At 57.7% G+C, this 18,751-nt stretch carries 13 protein-coding genes; 6 read left to right on the top strand and 7 right to left on the bottom strand.

Features of this window, described 5'->3' with window-relative positions; all coding sequences use genetic code 11:
* Positions 1 to 146: 146 nt before the first annotated feature.
* The gene (locus BMW31_RS07985; RefSeq protein ID WP_091823735.1) at positions 147 to 5,723 is read right to left on the bottom strand and encodes a DUF3320 domain-containing protein; all 5,577 of its coding nucleotides are present in this window, start codon (positions 5,721 to 5,723) and stop codon (positions 147 to 149) included.
* Positions 5,724 to 5,973: 250 nt separating this feature from the next.
* Between BMW31_RS07985 and BMW31_RS13445 the strand changes: the two genes are divergently transcribed.
* Entirely contained in the window at positions 5,974 to 6,132 is a 159-nt protein-coding gene (locus BMW31_RS13445; protein WP_177166291.1) for a hypothetical protein, read from the top strand.
* A gap of 97 nt (positions 6,133 to 6,229) precedes the next feature.
* On the opposite strand, the gene BMW31_RS07980 is transcribed toward BMW31_RS13445, so the two are convergent.
* The 3 genes from BMW31_RS07980 to BMW31_RS07970 all read right to left on the bottom strand — a co-directional run bounded on the left by BMW31_RS07980 (position 6,230) and on the right by BMW31_RS07970 (position 9,184).
* Entirely contained in the window at positions 6,230 to 6,865 is a 636-nt protein-coding gene (locus BMW31_RS07980; RefSeq protein ID WP_091823731.1) for a hypothetical protein, read from the bottom strand.
* Positions 6,866 to 6,877: 12 nt separating this feature from the next.
* Positions 6,878 to 7,645: a hypothetical protein gene (locus BMW31_RS07975; RefSeq protein ID WP_143049173.1), complete on the bottom strand. Its 768-nt coding sequence runs from the start codon at positions 7,643 to 7,645 to the stop codon at positions 6,878 to 6,880.
* A gap of 81 nt (positions 7,646 to 7,726) precedes the next feature.
* Positions 7,727 to 9,184 (bottom strand): ATP-dependent DNA helicase, encoded by a 1,458-nt coding sequence (locus BMW31_RS07970; RefSeq protein WP_091823725.1) that lies wholly within the window; start codon positions 9,182 to 9,184, stop codon positions 7,727 to 7,729.
* A gap of 66 nt (positions 9,185 to 9,250) precedes the next feature.
* On the opposite strand from BMW31_RS07970, the gene BMW31_RS07965 reads away from it, so the two are divergent.
* The 3 genes from BMW31_RS07965 to rsmD all read left to right on the top strand — a co-directional run bounded on the left by BMW31_RS07965 (position 9,251) and on the right by rsmD (position 11,170).
* A complete protein-coding gene (locus tag BMW31_RS07965; RefSeq protein WP_091823721.1) occupies positions 9,251 to 9,721 on the top strand; it encodes a hypothetical protein in 471 nt (156 codons plus the stop codon).
* A 93-nt stretch (positions 9,722 to 9,814) separates the two neighbouring features.
* Positions 9,815 to 10,633: a DUF3822 family protein gene (locus tag BMW31_RS07960; protein WP_091823717.1), complete on the top strand. Its 819-nt coding sequence runs from the start codon at positions 9,815 to 9,817 to the stop codon at positions 10,631 to 10,633.
* A 6-nt stretch (positions 10,634 to 10,639) separates the two neighbouring features.
* Positions 10,640 to 11,170 (top strand): 16S rRNA (guanine(966)-N(2))-methyltransferase RsmD, encoded by a 531-nt coding sequence (gene rsmD, locus BMW31_RS07955; protein WP_091823713.1) that lies wholly within the window; start codon positions 10,640 to 10,642, stop codon positions 11,168 to 11,170.
* A 25-nt stretch (positions 11,171 to 11,195) separates the two neighbouring features.
* Here the strand turns inward: rsmD and cls are convergent, their stop codons facing one another.
* The 3 genes from cls to dnaG all read right to left on the bottom strand — a co-directional run bounded on the left by cls (position 11,196) and on the right by dnaG (position 16,497).
* Positions 11,196 to 12,620 (bottom strand): cardiolipin synthase, encoded by a 1,425-nt coding sequence (cls, locus tag BMW31_RS07950; protein ID WP_091823710.1) that lies wholly within the window; start codon positions 12,618 to 12,620, stop codon positions 11,196 to 11,198.
* A 101-nt stretch (positions 12,621 to 12,721) separates the two neighbouring features.
* Entirely contained in the window at positions 12,722 to 14,470 is a 1,749-nt protein-coding gene (locus tag BMW31_RS07945) for a hypothetical protein (RefSeq protein WP_091823706.1), read from the bottom strand.
* Positions 14,471 to 14,523: 53 nt separating this feature from the next.
* The gene (gene dnaG / locus BMW31_RS07940; protein WP_091823701.1) at positions 14,524 to 16,497 is read right to left on the bottom strand and encodes a DNA primase; all 1,974 of its coding nucleotides are present in this window, start codon (positions 16,495 to 16,497) and stop codon (positions 14,524 to 14,526) included.
* A gap of 351 nt (positions 16,498 to 16,848) precedes the next feature.
* Here dnaG and BMW31_RS07935 point away from each other — a divergent pair, with 351 nt between their 5' ends.
* Both BMW31_RS07935 and BMW31_RS07930 read left to right on the top strand, forming a co-directional pair.
* Positions 16,849 to 17,718, top strand: coding sequence for an electron transfer flavoprotein subunit beta/FixA family protein (locus tag BMW31_RS07935; RefSeq protein ID WP_091823698.1), 870 nt, complete (start codon positions 16,849 to 16,851; stop codon positions 17,716 to 17,718).
* Positions 17,718 to 18,740 (top strand): electron transfer flavoprotein subunit alpha/FixB family protein, encoded by a 1,023-nt coding sequence (locus BMW31_RS07930; RefSeq protein WP_091823694.1) that lies wholly within the window; start codon positions 17,718 to 17,720, stop codon positions 18,738 to 18,740. The genes BMW31_RS07935 and BMW31_RS07930 overlap by 1 nt, the downstream gene beginning before the upstream one ends.
* The last annotated feature ends 11 nt before the right edge of the window (positions 18,741 to 18,751 follow it).

The following is an 18,751-nucleotide window of genomic DNA, read 5'->3' as shown; positions in this document are numbered from 1 at the left end:
ACGATTGTTCGACACCTGTCACACGATGGTTCGACACCTGTCAAAAGTTGCCCACTCCACGGTTCTGCACCGCCACAGCACACCTGTTGCTACACCAAGCGGTGCTTTCATAACCGCGGTTGCAACGGGTCGGCGGGCCTTCGACCTTACTGCTGCGGTACGAGCGACACCATTCCGTCAGCCTCCCGGAGCGTTCCGGCGTCCAGCAAGTTCTGCAGCGCCTTGTCCGCCGCTTCGCCTATCTTGGCTCCCTTGCGTGCAAAGCCAAGCAGCTGAGCCACCTGTCGCTTCAAGTCTTCGGCCGAAACGGAAATCTGCTGCTCCACTGCATAGTGCATGGCGTTCATGAGTTCGATGAGCGGAATATCCGTAATGTCGCGTCCGGAGTTAACTCTGTACTTGTCGTAGCCGTTTGCCGCCTCGGGCGAAAGCCAGAAGCAGGGGTTCTCAAGGTCGGTAGTGAGGTCTCGGTAGGCAAAGGTATCGAGCTGTCGGCTCACGAATGTCTGCAGTCGAGGCGTCACCCGAGTGAGCCCCCATATCTTGACAATGCGCTTGGCAAGGTAACCCGCCGTAACGGGTTGTTCCACTTCGACGATGTGGCGCAGCTCAGTAGCCACGTTGCGGCCCTGGGTGAGCACGTAATCCATGTCGCCCTGCCGCGTTATCTTGGGGTCGTCGGCAACGACATAGTCCTGCTGATGCTCGTTGACAGCTATCTCCACGGGTTCCTGCTCCACAGAGAATGCGGCCGACTTGGGTATCGGCTGCTCGCCTGCAGGCTTGCCTTCCTGGATGTCCTTCAGTGCTTTTACGATGCGTTCTACCACGGCCTGCCGGTTCTCAAACCAGTCTACAGACCACACCTTCATCACGTTCCAGTTGAGCATACGCAGCACATTGGGCTGACAAATCTCGCGGTCGCGCTCCGTCTTGGTCTCATAATAGTGCTTGCCATCGGTCAGTATGCCCATAATATAGGTGTCCTTGTTGTGCGGGTCGATAACGGCAAGGTCAATCTTGAACTGCGAACGGCCCACCAGCTTGTCGACCTCGTAGCCTTGCTTGCCCAGTTCAACGGCCAGGTCGTTTATCAGGTCGCTCTCTTCATTGGGCTTTGCCTGCATCGGGTTGACGGAGAGGCGTCCCCGTTCGGCAAACTCCAGGAAGTTCTTCAGCCCCTCCACGCCCTTTGCCTTGGTGCGGCGCAAGTCTATCTGTTCGGGTTCCAGTGTCGAGAACACCACCATCTCGTAGCGTGCACGCGACACGGCCACGTTCAGCCGGCGCTCTCCGCCCGCGTTGTTCAGCGGTCCGAAGTTCATTGAAACCTTGCCGCTCTTGTCCGGTCCGTAGCCTACGGAGAAGAGGATGATGTCGCGTTCGTCGCCCTGTACGTTCTCCAGGTTCTTGATAAAGATAGGTTCCTCGACGTCGTAGGCCTTGCTTTCCAGTTCCGGATGCTTGGCCAGCTCCTCCGTGAGCACGTCTTCGATGAGGTTCATCTGCACCTTCGAGAAGGCCACGATGCCGATGGAGTGCTGCTGGTCGTCGGGTAAGCGGAGCCGGCGGATAACTTCCTCGGTAATGGCTTCGGCCTCCTGGCGGTTGCTTCGGGTGCGGCCGTAGTCGTAAGTGCCGTCAACATGGCGCAGGGTGACCTTCGACACGCGGTCGTCTACCGACGGGAAGGTGAACAGCTTGCCGTCGTAGTACTCCTGATTGCTGAAAGCTATCAGGCTCTCATGCTTGGAACGGTAGTGCCAGGTGAGGTAACGCGAGGGGAAGGAGAGCGTGATGCAGTCGTCGAGAATGCTCTCCATGTCGTCGTTCTCGGCCTCTTCCTCATCCACCTGCGTGGTCGAGAAGAAGCTCGTGGGCGGCATCTGCTTCGGGTCGCCCACAACTATCAGGTTCTTGCCCCGGGCTATGGCGCCCACAGCTTCTGATGTCGGCATCTGCGAAGCCTCATCAAAGACCACGAGGTCGAACTTGTCCTGCTGGGCTAAGTCGATGTATTGAGCCACCGAGAGGGGCGACATGAGCACGCAGGGGCACAGCTTCGGCAGCAGCGTAGGTATCTGGTCGATTATCTTCCGTATCGTTGCGCCGCGGCCCTTGCTGGCTATGTAGCGCTTGAGGATGCCCACCTCGGAGGTGTTTGCGGCCTCGATGGTGAGCGAGGGGATGCGAGATGCCAGGTGATAGTACAGCATCTTCTTGGTCAACGTTTGGAAGTTGGCTGCCAGCTCGCGGTATTTCTTGATTTGATCTTCGAAGAGCAAACCGTTGAAAAGCTGCAACGAAGGTTCCGCATCAATACATTTCAGGGCCAGCTGGTGGTAAACTCCCTTGCGTACAGCAAGCGATGCTTCATGTCCAGAGGCGTTGTTCTCGATGATGTAGTCAACCGCCGGGCCGGCGTGTTGCTGCATCAGCTGCGTCTTGCGGGTACACCACTGCGACCAGTCGCGCACCTTATCCAAGTTGGCCGTTGCCGATTCAATGGTCTTGCCGATAGCAGCAAGGTCGGCGGTATCGAAGTCGAACACCGGCGCAGCTTTGTTCAGTGCCTGCTGCAGCGTGGCGGCAGCGGTTGAAATCTGCTGCAGCGTGGCCTGCTCTGCATCGTTGGCAGCCAGTATCTGACTGGCCGAAACACCCACCTCGGCGGCCAGCTGCCGGGCTTTTTCGGTCACTGCGGCGTGCTGCTGTTCGTCGTTCTTCAGGCTGGAGATAAGTCCGTCCACCTGCGCAGCCTTCATGTAAGGATTAAACTGCTTCAGGTCAGCCACGAAGTTGCGCTTGGCAAAGAACCTGGGCAGGAACCACTTGGCCTTCACCTCCTGCCATGCTGTCTCCATCTGGGCGGCATTGCGTCCGAATATCTTGTCCGTATAAACGGATGCTATCTCCTTGTGCTGCTTGTCGGCGGCAGCCTGCAAGGCTATTACCTCGCGCCACCGTGCTATCTGGTCGATGATGCGCAGCGCCTGCACCGTGGTCTGTTCGTCGGCCTGACCGTAGGCTGCGGCAAACCGGCTTACGGCCTGCGAGGCCGGCAACAGCGCCGCCTTAACGGCCTGCAGCAAGGCGGGCATCTTGCCCTGTGCCTCAACCGACACGTCCTTCACGTTGAGTCCGCGCAGCGGATGCGTAGCCGGGTGGCCGGTAATCCGGAACACCGTGTCCAGTCCTTCAACCTCCTCGGCCACCTGCTGCACGTAGGCATCGTTGAACTTGTCCAGCTGCGCGGCATCCACTTTTACCTCATCGCCGTCGATGGCGATGTATCTGGTAATGCAGTCGTACAGCGACAGTCCGCTGCCATGCTGCCTGTGCAGGGCCTCCATGTAGCCGATGAGCTTCTGCCGTTGGTCGTAGAGGCTCTTTGAAGCACTCCCGAACTCCTCCGGAGTCTTGATGTGCGTCACGTTGAGGGCCATGTCGAGCTGGTCGAGCAAGTGCGTCTTGGTGGCCTTGTTGGAGTGCATCTCCAGACAGAAAGGCTCTACGCCAATCTTTGTAAGCCGCTTCTGTACCACCGAGAGGGCAGCCATCTTCTCGGCAACAAACAGCACCCGCTTGTCGTGAAACAGCGCATTGGCTATCATGTTGGTAATGGTTTGGCTCTTGCCCGTTCCCGGCGGGCCGTAGAGAATAAAGCTCTTGCCCTCTCCCGACTCAATGACGGCCTCCATCTGCGATGAGTCCACGTCCATGGGAATGGCGAATTCGCCCGGTTCCACGTTCTTGTCAATGTCGCGGGAGTCTATGTTCAGCGTCTGGTCCTGCCACGTAATGCGCTTCTCAATGAGCGAGTTGATGATGGGATTCTGGCGCATCTTGTCGGCGTTGTTGTGTATGTCGTTCCACATGACGAACTTGTTGAACGAGAATAAACCCAGCATCGACTCCTCCAGCACGTCCCATCCTTTATGGTCCTTGAGATGGGTGCGCACGGTGGCAAACACCTTCTTCACGTCTGCCCCACTGTCATCAGTCGGCAGCGGGTCCAGCCCCGAGAGGTGAATGTCGAACTGTTGCTTGAGCATTTCCACCAGAGTGGTGTTGAGGATGATATCCTCGTCGCGCGTGCGGAGCACGTAGTTGTTGGAGCCCTTGCGGATAATATCGACCGGCAGCAGCAGTATCGGCGCATAGCGGGGCCGCACGCTCTTCTCCGTCTCGAACCACTTCATGAGCCCGAGCACCAGGAACAGCGAGTTGGCACCATTCTCCTCGATGGCTGTACGCGAAGCGCGGAAGATGCCCGTTTCGGCCGCCTTGAGTTCTTCTTCCGTCAGGTATGAAATCAGCTGCCGGTGTTCCAGCCCGTCGGTAACCAGCTGCTCCATCTCCGCCCGGTAGAGCGAAGAGTCGTAAATGCCAAATTCGCCCGGCTCCACCTTCTTCACCGGCGTGGGCAAAAGCTGGTAGTCTTCGCCTGCCTGGAGCCTGTCTTCCAGCCGGTCGATATTGTAAGAGACGAAGGGAATGATGCGCCTGCCCACGCGGATGTTGATAAGATTGTTGCGCAGCGAGAAGTCCAGCAGCTTGCGTTCCCATATCTGCTGGCGCGTGAGCTTGCTCTCATCTACGTTCATGTCAACGTTGATGGTTTCGCGTTCGGCCACCTCGCGCGTTACGTTGGTATGGGCAACGCCCGCGGTCTGCCATTTTCCGTCTACCCGTGCAGGCAGCGGGCGCACGCCGTTGAGCCTGCAGCGGGCCACGTCTATAAAGAGACGGAAGTCGGTCTCGGCTCCGCGCAGCTTATTCTCGGCGTGGCTGGCGGCCTGCTCGAAGGTAACGTCGCCCGAAGCCGTGATGTCCGTTGTCTCCACGAGCACGATTTCGTTGATGCCGTCGGCACTGGCCTTGAGCAGGAAGGAGCTGTCGTCGCCCGTCATCTGCGAGTAGCGGCTGTCCACCAGCCATGCGCCCACAAAGGCGTGGCCGTTCATCAGCACCACCAGCGGGTGTATGCCGGCTGCCTCCAGGCACGAGGCAAACAGCAGCGTGGTGTCCAGGCAGGTGCCCAACTTCTCCGTCAGCACCTTTTCGACCAGGCGGATGCGCTGGCCGCTCCGCTCGAACGAGGCCGGCGGAGCGCAGTACACTATCTTCTCACTGCGCAAGGCTTCGAAGATGGCAGCCACCATCGCCCTTACGCGGTTGGGGTCTCGGGTCTGGTATTCGTCCAGGGCACTGCTGCCGGTGAGTTTCTCCAGGAACGCCGCTGCCGCCACGTTTACCCGTGCCACGGCCGGGTCGTTGGGCGTAACGAAGGCTGCCAGCATCTCCGGCAGGATGTCTATGCCCGGCCACTCGTCGAAAGCCAGCAGGCGCAAGTCGTAGTCGGCCTGCCACAGCAGCGTCTCCCCGTCGCCCTCCTTCATCGTGATGTCGAGGTGCAGCTTGGTCTGCAGCGCCTCCGTAAGCTGCGAGAGCTTGTCGGCATCGGGCTTTATCTCGAGCTCGCGTACCTGCACGGTCTGCCCTGCCGGCACCGTATCGAGCGCCACCTCCGATGTTTCAACGTACTCGCCGCTCAGTTTCAGGTGCACGTTTGCCCAGTCTGCAGCCTCTTCGTTGGTCACATTACAATAGTCAAAGTATCTCACGCCATTGAGCGACATGGCATAGTTCACGGACGGGGTATATTCCATCCTGACAGAAACCTTTCTTTCAGGCATCTGCGGGTTTTCACTTTCCGGCATTTCTTGTATTTAAAGTTTGTCTTCGCAAAAATAAGAAAAATAATCCAAGGCCGCATCTTTTTTGTCCATATTTCTTTTTCGGGGGTGCATATTGGGGCGAGGAAGAGGCCGAAAATGCACCTTCGGGCAACCGATTGAGTGTCAGCAGGTTGCGCAAAGGCGTTCGGCAGGTTTCTTGAACGTGTCTTTCAAGGCCCTTGAAAGGCATCTTCAAGCCCCTTGAAGGACATGTTCAAGCGCCTTGAAAGACATGTTCAAGAAAACGGGCAGATACCCCCGCCTTTCGGATAAGATAAAAGTTGGGGTGAAGATGGGGGCAGAAGGGAGTTCTGCAAAGGCGAAAATTGGAGATGAAAAAAGGCTGAAACGGGCTCTGCGGAAACGAGGACGTGAGACCGAAAAAGGCTAAAGCCGGCGCAACGGAACCGCAACCGGGAGGCTGATAGCCGCAATCGCACCCCCGGCGGAGCCGCAATCGCGGCCACGCGGGGGAGCTGGCGGCGAGTCTATCGGAACAAATCGTCACGCGGGTCTTTGCCTTCGGCCGCTTCCTGGGCCGTTTCCTGCCGGTTTATCTCTGCAAGTTCGTCGTTAATGGTCCACACAATGACCATGCCGTGCAGGCCGTCGCCCGCGTCTTTAACTTTCTGGAAGGCCAGCGTTCCCCACGGTTCCTGCTTCCGGTTGCGGTAAACGCGCGCCGTCTCTACGCCGTATTCCGCGGCCGCAGGCTCGTCATGGTAAAGGTAGCGGTGCAGGGTGGCTCGGCGTATGTCCTCGTAATAGCCGTCCGTATGCTGGCGGTAGCAGGTATAGCCCAGTCCGATGGCGTACACCAACTTGCTTTGGGGCGTGTAGCGCAGTATCACCGTGTGCGTTGACTTGGCAAGGTTGCCCGTGGCGGCATCGTCTACTCCGTGCGTCATTCCGCGTAAGTAAACCGCATGTGCCTTCGGGTTTTCATGCTGGCGGCGCAGGTACATGCTTGCGCACTCACGCAGTTTCTGGTCGAGGGTTCCCTCTACATAATGCCCGGGCTGCCATTCCAGCGGCAGTTTGGGCGTTTTAAGCGGGTTCCAAGCCCACGTGGCCGTGGCCGACAAGGCACAGGCCAAAACGAGAAGAAAGGTTTTTATGCGCATGGGTTGTGGGTGTTACTTAAATATTTTGTCCAGTTCCTTGGCCCTGTTACGCTTGGTTTGCTCGGCTTCTTGCAGCTTTCGGAGTTCGGGATAGAACCGGAGCGCTTCGATAAACGAATCTATCTGCCCCGCCGAAGCAAACACCAAGGCATACGCGGGAGGCGTTACGCGCCGCTCGTAGGCGCCGGCCATGCCCGCTATAACCGTAGTAGCGGGATTGGAGAGGGCGGTGTCGCGGTCGGGTAAATCGTAGGTTACGAAGGTTGCCGGCGTGGGTCTTAGGGCTATGCAGCAGTTGCCGCTCTTGTCAACTTCAAAATACGGCACCAGCTGCACGCCTCCCTTGTCGGCCTCGCAGATTTCTCCGGCGGCGGAAACCATCGTGGCAAAAAGGGGCGGGAAGTAGATTTTGCGCGTCTGCATGTTGCGCCGGTAGTCGGTAACCTTATTCTCGGCAGCCACTGCCGTCCATTCACCGAACTTCTGCTTGATGGCTTCGAGCGAAGATATCCAGTAATCCAAGTCGCCCATGCGGATGCTGTTGACCCACAACCGCAGCGACTTGGCGGCCCGTTTGTCGAACTGCGGATACAGGTTAACCACCCACGGGCGGCCGTCCTTTACCTCTACGCGCAGGCAGGCAGAAAGTTCTGTGTACTCGGTTCCCTGCTTGTCGGGGGCTGCACAGCGGTAGCTGCGCTCCAAGGTCGTGTTCTGCCCGAAGCCGTAAAGCGGCAACAGGCAGAGCGCAAGCATTAAAAAACGTGTTTTAACTCTCATCTATCAGATTTTTGTACAAATGTACGCATTTTGCGGCAAGGCACCAACCGCAAGGCCGAAAAAATTCAGCCGCGCGGGTGTTTACCCCTTTGTTTGCGTCTGGGGCCAGTTGACAAGGAAGAGTTTCTCCGTTGCGCGCGTGAATGCCGTGTAGAGCCAGTGGATGTAGTCGGGCGTAAGCATGTCGTCGGTCATGTAGCCCTGGTCTATGTAAACGTGCGCCCACTGGCCGCCCTGGGCCTTGTGGCAGGTAATGGCGTAGGCATATTTTATCTGCAGGGCGTTGAGGTACACGTCCTCGCGCATGCGTTTCAGGCGGTCGCTCTTCAGGGGTATGTCGGCATAATCATCCATCACCTTATTATATAGGTCCTCACTCTGCAGCCGGGTAAGGGCCGGCGCCTCGCTTGCCAGGCTGTCCATGATGACGGTGCAGTCGGTTTCGGCATCGTCGTAGTCGGGAAACGTGAGCGTTACGTCGGCAAAGTGGTAGCCGTAGAGCTCGCGTATGTGGCGCACGCGGCGCACCACCGCGCGGTCGCCATTGGCTATGAAGTCCAGCTGGTGGTTATCCGTGGCGTCCTGTCCTTTGGCTTCGGGCTGCGCGGGTGCCGGCGAGCGGTAGTGGTTCTTCACTATCATGAGCATGTCGCCTGCCGAGAGTTCCTCCTCTCGGTCGAGTATCGTGTTCCTTATTCCGCGGTTGTAGATGATGGCGCGCTTGTTGCTGCGGGTGATGACGATGGTCTCGTCCATGCCCACTCGGCTGTAGCTGGAGCCCAGCGTGTCAATCAGCTCGGCGCCGAGCACCATCTGCAGGTCGGCAAAGGCGCCGAAAGTAATCTTCGGCAGCTCGGTAGCGGCGTCGTGGGTTATCATCTGGCGGATGACCGTTGCATTGTACAGGATGCCGCTGTCGTGGCTCTGGCGCAGCACCTCGTTGAGGTCCTGCTCGTACACCTTGAGCCCGTAGCCGCCCATCACGGTGCCGGAAAGGGCGGGCGACTCCTCCTCTCCCACCGGCGGAAGCTGCGCCTTGTCGCCTATGAGCAGCAGTCGGCAGTTGCGACCGGAATAGACGAACCTTACCAAATCGCTCAGGAGGTCGCCCGAACCGAAGCTGCCGCCCTCGGCGGAGGCGAAACCGCCGCTGCCTATCATGGAGCTCTCGTCGACTATGAAGAGCGTGTCGGCATGCAGATTGGCGTTTAGGCTGAAGTCTCCTCCCAAGCCCCGCTGCCGGTAGATTTTGCGGTGAATGGTGTAGGCGGCATGGCCGCTGTTGATAGAAAACACCTTGGCGGCGCGCCCCGTGGGTGCCAGGAGGAGCACCTTCTGCTGCAGCCGGGCCAGCGTACGCACCAGGGCGCCGGCCAAACTCGTCTTGCCGGTACCGGCAGAACCACGCAGTATCATCACCGCCGAGGCGTCGCGGTCGGTCATGAAGCGGCCGAAGGTCTCCATGGCCTGGGCCTGTTCGCGCGTTGGGGCAAAGTGGAATTCCTGTCGAATGCGGTAAGTTAATTCGTCGATTATCATCGGTATTCTGAAAAAATGTCGTATTTTTGCAGATACAAAAATAGAAATTATTTTCCTCAACGACGAATGAAACTCAATAATAATTACATTCTGCTGGCCTGTGTGGCCGTGTTGGCCGTGCTGTGCGTGCTCAGCGTGAGCGCTCCGCTGCGCTTTGGGCGGGAGCGACAGCGGCGGGAAGAGGCCGTAAAGGAGCGCCTGCTGCTCATCCGCAGTGCCGAGACAGCCTACCTGAGGGCCAACGGCAGCTACGCCAACCTACCCACTCTGGTGGGCGGAGGGTGGCTGGCCGACTCGCTGCAATACATTCCCTACTCGCGGCAAGCTAAGTTCCACGTTGCCGTAAGCACGCAGACGGGCCGCTCGGGGGCACGTATTCCGCTCATGGAGTGCGCTGCCGGCTACCATGAATACCTCTGCGGACTGGATGAAGAGGCCGTGGCCGCCCTGATACGCGAGGCCACCGGGCGCGGCGAATACCCCGGACTGAAGTTCGGCGACATCGCTTCGCCCAACGGCAACGAGGTAAACTGGTGAGCCGGAAACCCAAAGACGGGAAGAGAAAACAACCGAAATGTACGGAAAAAAGGAAAAAAACGCTATCTTTGCAAACAGTACGCTAACTACAGTATGGAGCAAAACAACAACATAAACCTTACCCGACAGCCGCGCGTAACGCTGCGCATCAGCCGGTACACGATGGCTTTTGCCGTGGCAAGCGCCGAGACCGAGGCGCAGGTAGTGTACGAACCGTACATCGTGAAGAGCGGCATCTCCACGGCAGCCAACCTGCGCGAGGCCTTCAAGACGGCTCACCTGCTTACCCAACCCTTTACCCGGGCGCAGGTGATGGTAGACGCACAGGTGCTCATGGTGCCCATCGAGGAGTTCGACGAGCAGCAGATGGAGGCGCTCTACCTGCACAGCTTCCCCGGCGCAGAGGGCGAAGCCGTGATGCAGAGCGTGCTGCCAAACCTGAATGCCGTGGCCGTGTTCGGCGTGAACAAGGACCTCAGACTGGTCGTGGAGGACCACTACGCCGACGTGAGGTTCATCCCCACGGTGCAGCCCGTGTGGAGTTACATGCACCAACGCAGCTTTACGGGCACGCACCGCAAGCTGTACGGCTACTTTCATGACAAGAAGCTGGACATCTTCTGCTTTGACAAGAACCGCTTCAAGTTCACCAACTGCTTTGCTGCCGACCAGTCGCGAGACGCTGCCTACTACCTGCTGTACGTGTGGCAGCAGCTGCAGATGGATGCCGAGAAGGACGAAATGTACCTCTCGGGCGACATTCCGGACAGGGAATGGCTGCTCGAAGCCCTGCACAGATACATGCGCAAGGCCTTCGCCATCAATCCTTCGGCTGACTTCAACCGGGCTCCCATCACGCAGATTAACGGCATGCCGCTGGACCTGATGACGCTGTTTTTAAAAGGAAGGTAAAGCTATATGCGCATCATTACAGGCATTTACAAGGGCCGCCACTTCGACATACCGCGGTCGTTCAAGGCTCGCCCCACGACCGATTTTGCCAAGGAGAACATCTTCAACGTGCTGAACGGCTACTTGGACTTGGAAGGCAGCACCGCACTCGACCTCTTTGCAGGCACCGGCAGCATATCTCTGGAGCTGCTCTCGAGAGGTTGCGCATCCGTTATCAGCGTGGAGGCCGACCGTGACCACGCCAACTTCATACGCCAGTGCATGCAGAAATTGGGCACGGAGCAGGACATCCTCATCCGCGGAGACGTGTTCCGCTTCCTCAAGACGTGCCACCAACAGTTCGACCTCGTGTTCGCCGACCCGCCCTACGCACTGGAGCAGCTGCCGCAGATACCCGACCTCGTCCTGGAGAAAGGTCTCCTGAAGGATGGCGGAGTGTTCGTATTCGAGCACGGCAAGCACAATGACTTCTCCTCGCACCCGCGGTTCGTGGAGCACAGAGCCTACGGGAGCGTGAACTTCAGCTTGTTCAGATAAAGGCGGGAAAAGCGGTCTGCCCGTTTCAGAGCAGGGGCGAGAGGAGCCTGATGAGGCTCTCCCACAGCCGGTGAAGATAGGGCCGGCGCTCTTTCATCATCAGCTCGTCTATCATGATGCAGTCTTTCTGGTCGTCCAGAAAGACTTTTTTCATTCTCAGCGCCATGCCTTCGTGGTAGAAAAACACATTCGACTCGAAGTTATGTTCAAAGCTCCGGAAGTCTACATTGGTTGAACCGCAGGTGCAGAGTGAGTCGTCGCTGATGAGCAGTTTGGAGTGGTTAAAGCCTGCCTTGTACAGATACACCTTGACGCCGGCCTCTGCCGCTTCCTGTAAATAGGAACGGCTGGCCCAGTCAACGATGCGGCTGTCGCCGCGCAAAGGCACCATCAGCCTTACGTCTACGCCCGCCAAGGCCGCCGTGCGCATGGCAAAAAGGATGGGTTCGGTGGGCAGAAAGTAGGGCGACTCCATGAAAACGTAACGCTTGGCCTCAAGAAGAATGCGCACATAGCCCTGCATGATTTCGGGCCAAGCAGAGATGGGACTGCTCGTAACGACCTGAGCCAGGCAGTCGTTGTCCACGTATTCGTCGGGTTCAGGATAGTATTTGCGGTCGGTAATGAGCGTGCGGTCGCAAAAATACCAGTCGACCAGAAACGCCCGCTGTATGGCATAAACGGCTCCCCCCACAATACGCAGGTGGGCGTCGCGCCAAGGCTGCTTCGGTGTTCCTTTGACATAACGCAGCGCGATGTTCATACCGCCGATGAAACCAACCTTCCCGTCGACGATGCACAGCTTGCGGTGGTTACGGTAGTTGGCCTTACTGGTAAAGGCGGGAAACTTGACCGGCATGAACGCATGCACGTCGATGCCGGCATCACGCATCCGTTCAAAGAACGAACTGCGCACTTTCCAGTTGCCCACATCGTCGTAAATGACACGTACCTCAACCCCCTCGCGCGCCTTGTCTATGAGTGCATCGGCCACAAGGCGGCCCAGCGGGTCGTCGTTGAAGATGAAGGAAACCAGATGGATGTGATGGCGGGCATGCCCGATGGCGGCAAGCAGGGCCGGAAAAAACTCGTAGCCGGAAGTGTAAATCTTCACTTCGTTGTCCTTGAAGGGCAGCGCCATACTCTGGTTGGTATAGAGTTGCATGAGCGCCTTGTGGCTCTCGGGCAGGCGGAGGTTGCGCTGTTCGGCAAACTCCAGCATGCTTCGTTTGGTCAGCTCGTCAAGACTGCGCTGGCTGATGAACCTCTCCTTGCGGGTGTTCTGCCCGAAGAAGAAGTACAGCACGATACCCACAAGGGGCAGGAACCACAACACCAGCAGCCATGCCATGGTCTTTGCCGGCTGGCGGTTGTCCATGACAACGGCCAGCATGGTACCAATGATGATGACTGCATAGATGACTAAGGAAATCCAGTGGATGTAAATCATTTGGGTGATGGGGTGATGGGTGGTGGGTGATGGGGTGATGGGTGGTGGGTGATGATAGGGTTACTGAATGCTGACGGCTCCTTTCTTCGCTTTAGGTTGCTTCATTTGCGGTCGGCTTCCAGCTCCCTCAGCTTCCGGATATAGGCCAGTTCGCTGATGGCAAAGTCGCTGTTGGCAGGGTCGTCGAGCATCCGTTTGAGCATTGCCTCGGCCGCATCGTAGTTCTGCCGGTCAATGTAGACGTAGGCCTTGCGCCGCTTCAGGAAGTTGAGGAAGGCGACATTGGCAGCCAGGGGCTCCTCTTCGTCGCTGATAACCTTGCGCATCTCCTGCGTCAACGCATCGATAACATCCATTGCGCGATGGTCGCCGCCGTTGACCAGACAGTTGATGTACTCCTCCGTATAGTTGATGCGGTGCAGCGGCAGGGTTATTTCCAGATAGTAATAGGCCAGCTCGTAACGGTGCAGAGCGCCGTAACAGAAGCCGATGAAGTAGCAAACCTCGTAGAAAACGGCACGCATCTCCTGCCGCATCTGCCCAAACTGGCCCTGCATAATGCCGCAAGCCTCGACCAAACTGGGCAGGGCTTCGTAGTAACGACGGGCCAGAAAGAGCTGGTGACCTTGGAAGATGAACTGCGCGAGCTGCTCGTCAACGCAGTTGCAGATGAGCCGCTGCTCCTCGGAAAGCTCATCGTCGTTGCCTTTCTGTTTCTTGTCGAGGGCATCTTTCCACAGATAGAGGAACTTGCTTTGCTGCCGGCGGGTGGACTCCAAATCGTAAGCAGCCACAAAGGAGACGGCATGCAGCCGATTGTTACGGCTGCCTACGGGCGTGGCGGGACTTGCATCCTGCGGAACAACCGACAGCGTGATGCGGTAATACAGCGCTCCCTCAGTGGCCTCGCCGCTGAGCAGATGGATGGTGAGCAGCCGCTTGCGGCGGGGCTGCGCGTTGTCATAATAAGTAAGGTATAGGGTTGCCTCGGGGCGGATAAAGCTGCAGTGGGCATCGTCCGAATGATTGGCCTGGGGCCCGAGGATGGCCTCCGAGACCGGATAACGGCGTATCTCGGCTTCCGATTGCTGCAAACTGAAGCCGTCATCTTCGGCCATGCGCAGCTCCACAGGCCTGAAGTCGGCCACACCCAGTGCCCTGCCGAGCAGCTGACCCACGGTGATGCGACGGCTGTAGTCGCCCTCGCGCCAGTCCGACCCGGCCTGCTGGTGCAGCATCTCCTGCTCCCGGAGCAGGTAATATTCACGTTTCCAGACCATGCTGCGTGCCTCGCTGTCGGGCATCTGCTCCCCGGCATGGCGGTTGAGCAGTTCGTCAAAGCGCTTGCTGAACATGTTCTGCCAGCTGAAGACATCCGTCATGACGTCCGTCAGCATGCCCTTGGCATTGCCTTCGGTCAGGAAGAGGCCCGCCAGAATGTGCACGTCGACCTTGTATTCCTTCTCGTTGGTGGTGTAGACCACGCGGATAAGCGATGCGTTGAGGTTGCACTGGTTGCACACATCGCGCACGATGCCGAGGTTGCCGGCACCGGTTGAGAAGAAGAACAGGTACGAGAGCTGCACGTAAGGCGTATCTTTCTCGATGCGGATGCGGAAGTGTCCGCTCTGGTAATCGTACCTCCCGTAGAGCGTCTCCTGGTCTTTCTTCCACTCGCAGCGGCAGTTCAGCTGGTGCAGGGCTGCCGAGACGAGTTTCTTGAGCTGCTCGGGCGTACGCACACGGGGCTGCTGCCTGATGCGCAAGTTGCCTTTCAGCACCAGCCAAGCCAGCGTTACGACCAGAGCCATAACGCCGCTCAGGATTATCCACCCGTACGTGTAGCTCATTCCATTTACAAATATAGCGTTTTTTTCTGTAACCGCAAACCTTTTCAGATTATTTAGACGATGATGTCATTGCCCAGTTCCTTGGCCAGCCGATTGCGTATAAGCTGCGTTTCCTGGAACTCCCGGAGCAGGCGGGAGAGCTTCCCGGCGTCGCCTGCCGACTGCGATATCTCGCGCTTGAGGTCCTTGAGATGCTGCTCCACGTAGTCCATCCGGAAGTCGAGAATCAAGTGTTGAACCTGGTTACGCAGTGCCGTGAGGCGGTTGGTCTCCTTCATCTTGCGCTCGTCTTCATTGCGCGCGGCCTGCAACTCCTTGTCTTCGCCTGTCAGCTGATAGCGGTCCACGCTCATGTCTACCGCCAGCCGGCTGATGTCTATATCGGGATGGTGCACGAAGTAGTCCTCGGCCTTGAAGCCGCCAGCGGCCTGGTGGTCCACGGCTTCCTGCAAGATGCGGTTGAAAAGCTCGTCGTGGAACTTGAGTCCGTCGGCACTCAGGTTGTAGTGTATGTACTGCGCAACCGACAGGTTGTACACCTTGCCGTTCTCGTCCTCCACGTTCGGGAAGATAATCTGCTCGCCGCTGCGTATCACGAGCTGCACGAGCATCTGCTCCACCTTGTCGGCCTGCTGCACCGGCAAGGCCTGCTGCGGCCGCGGGGGCGCTGTGGGAGCCTGCTCGGGTGCCGGCACCTGGCCGCCGCGCTGCCGTTCCTGGTTGTTGCGTATCATGCGGTTCATCTGGCTGATGAGCGTCGACTCGCTGATGCCTATGCGCTGGGCGCAGTCATGCAGATAGGTATCGCGCAGGATGGGGTTCAGCACCACGGATATGGACTGCACGATGGAGTCGATGGCCTCGGCCCGCTTGGCCGGGTCGCGCTCGTTCTTCAGTAGCAAGTCTGTCTTGAACTGGATGAAGTCAACCTGGTTTTCTTCGATGTAGGTCTTGAAGTCCGAGGCCGTGTGATTGCGTGCAAAGCTGTCGGGGTCGTTGCCGTCAGGCAGCAAAACAATCTTCAAGTTCATGCCTTCTTGCAGCAGCATGTCCGTTCCTCGCAGCGCCGCATGGATGCCGGCAGCGTCTCCATCGTACAGGAGCGTGATATTCGACGTGAAGCGGTGCAGCATGTGTATCTGGTGAATGCTGAGAGCAGTGCCCGAGTTGGCCACCACGTTCTCTATTCCACACTGGCTCATGGAAATCACGTCGGCCTGTCCTTCGACCATGTACACGCGGTCTTCCTTTGCTATCGACTTCTTTGCCTGGTATATACCGTACAGTTCGTGGTCCTTGTGGTAGATTTCCGACTCGGGCGAGTTCACGTACTTCTGGTTCACACCCTTGGTTCTGGAGTCCAGCACGCGGGCCGAGAAGCCCACCACCTTGCCGCTCACGCCTATCCAAGGGAAGATGACGCGGCCCGCAAAGCGGTCGATGAGCTCGCCGCGGTCGGTCTTGTAACAGAGCCCGGTCTTGATGAGAAACTCCTCCTTGTAGCCCTTGCCCAGCGCCGTAGCAGGCAAGGAGCGGCGGTCGGTGAGGTCGAAGCCGAGCTGGAACCTGCGGATGGTGTCGTCGCGAAAGCCGCGGCTGCGGTAATACTGCATGCCCACGGCCACGCCATCTACGTGGTTGTGGAGCAGCTCCTGGAAGTAGCTGTTGGCCCACTCGTTCACGATGAACATGCTCTCGCGTTCGCTCTGCTCGCGCCGTTCTTCGTCGCTGAGTTCCCGTTCCTGTATCTCAATGTGGTATTTGCTGGCCAGCCAGCGCAGTGCCTCGGGGTAACTCATCTGTTCGTGCTCCATGATGAAGCCGATGGAGTTGCCCCCTTTGCCGCAACCAAAGCAGTGGCACGTGCCTCGGGCAGGCGAAACGTAGAACGAGGGGGTCTTTTCATTGTGGAAAGGACACAGCCCCTTGTAGTTCGAACCGCTCTTGCGGAGCGTCACGAACTCGGAGACCACATCCACGATGTTGGCAGCCTCCTTTATCTTTTCAACTGTCTGCCTATCTATCATATTGCAAAGATAATGGAAAAAAACGATTCCGCGAAGCATTTGCCCACATTGTTTGCCGTCCTTTTTACCTCGGGCGGCGGTGCCGAAGGATACCTTCGGGAACTTTCGACAAGTGTCGCACGATTGTTTGACAGGTGTCGCACGATCGTGCGACACTTGTCGAAAGTTCCTGCTAACATCAAACAAAGAGGCTGAAAGAGGCCTTTATTGCACAAAAGCCATCGTTTGTGCACATCCGGAGGCCATTTGTGCATTTTTAAAAGCATTAATTTGGCCAAGAAGTAAAAAGTTAGTAATTTTGCGCCCGAATAAATCAAAAGAAGCGATTTCACAATTATTTAATAGATCCTTATGAGTTTGAAAATTGTTGTACTTGCCAAGCAGGTACCAGACACAAGAAATGTAGGCAAGGATGCCATGACAGCCGAAGGCACTGTCAACCGTGCGGCACTGCCTGCAATCTTCAATCCAGAAGACTTGAACGCCCTGGAGCAGGCCCTTCGGCTGAAGGAGCAGAACCCGGGTTCCACTGTAGGCATACTGACGATGGGCCCTCCGCGTGCCGGAGAAATCATCCGTCAGGGGCTTTATCGCGGCACCGACACGGGTTGGCTGCTTACCGACCGCCTCTTTGCCGGCGCCGACACGCTGGCCACTTCTTATGCTCTGGCTACCGCCATACGGAAGATTGGCGACGTTGACATCGTGCTCGGAGGCCGCCAGGCCATCGATGGCGACACGGCACAGGTAGGCCCTCAGGTGGCCCAGAAGCTGGGTCTGAACCAGGTTACCTATGCCGAAGAGGTGCTCAATGTAGAGAACGGCGTGGCTACCATACGCCGCCACATCGACGGGGGCGTGGAGACTGTAGAGGCTCCGCTGCCCGTTGTCATCACCGTTAACGGCAGCGCGGCTCCCTGCCGTCCGTGCAACGCCAAGCTGGTCATGAAGTACAAGTACGCCACCTGCCCCATGGAGCGCACCGGCAACGAGCCTTGGGCCACCCTGTACGAGCAGCGCCCGTACCTTACACTTAACCAGTGGTCGGTTGCCGACGTAGATGGTGACCCGCAGCAGTGTGGCTTGGCCGGCTCTCCTACTAAGGTGAAGGCCGTGCAGAACATTGTGTTCCAGGCCAAGGAGAGCAAAACGCTCAGTGCATCTGATGCCGATGTAGAGAGCCTGGTGAAAGAATTGTTGGACGAAAAGATTATTGGCTGATGAATAATGTATTTGTATATTGCGAGGTAGAAGGCACAACCGTTGCCGAAGTATCGCAGGAGCTGCTCACCAAAGGGCGCAAACTGGCCAACGAGCTTGGCGTAGATCTCAACGCCGTTGTTGCCGGAACAGGCATCAAGGGCAAGGTAGAAGACCAGATACTGCCCTACGGCGTGGACAAATTATTTGTGTTCGATGCCGACGGCCTCTTCCCTTACACGTCGGCTCCGCATACCGACATCCTGGTAAATCTCTTCAAGGAGGAGCAGCCGCAGATAGCTCTCATGGGCGCAACCGTCATTGGCCGCGACCTGGGTCCGCGCGTTTCGTCGTCGCTCACGTCAGGACTTACTGCCGATTGTACGCAGTTGGAGATTGGCGACTACGACGAGAAGAAAACCGGCCAGCACTATGAGAACCTGCTGTACCAGATACGTCCCGCCTTCGGTGGCAACATCGTGGCCACCATTGTGAACCCCGACCACCGGCCGCAGATGGCTACCGTGCGCTCCGGCGTAATGCAGAAGGCCGTTTACAGCGGCCAGGCTAAGGGCGAGGTGGTTTATCCCGAGGTGGCCAAATACGTGCCCACGACCGATTATGTGGTAAAAGTCATCGACCGCCATGTAGAAGCCGCCAAGCATAACCTTAAGGGTGCACCCATCGTTGTGGCAGGAGGATACGGCATGGGCAGCAAGGAAGGCTTCGACAAACTGTTCGAACTGGCCAAGGAACTGCACGGAGAAGTGGGCGCAAGTCGTGCCGCCGTAGATGCAGGATGGGCCGACCACGACCGCCAGATTGGCCAAACGGGCGTAACGGTGCACCCCAAGGTGTACATTGCCTGCGGCATCAGCGGCCAGATACAGCACATTGCAGGCATGCAGGATGCAGGCATCATCATCTCCATCAACAACGACCCCGACGCTCCCATCAACAAGATAGCCGACTATGTCATCAACGGCACGGTTGAAGAAGTTGTTCCCAAGCTGATTAAATATTACAAGCAAAATTCCAAGTAATCATCATCGAG

Origin of the sequence: Prevotella sp. kh1p2 (genome assembly GCF_900111525.1) — a bacterium.
Taxonomy (GTDB): Bacteria; Bacteroidota; Bacteroidia; order Bacteroidales; family Bacteroidaceae; genus Prevotella.
This window is presented reverse-complemented; position numbering and strand designations above follow the sequence as displayed.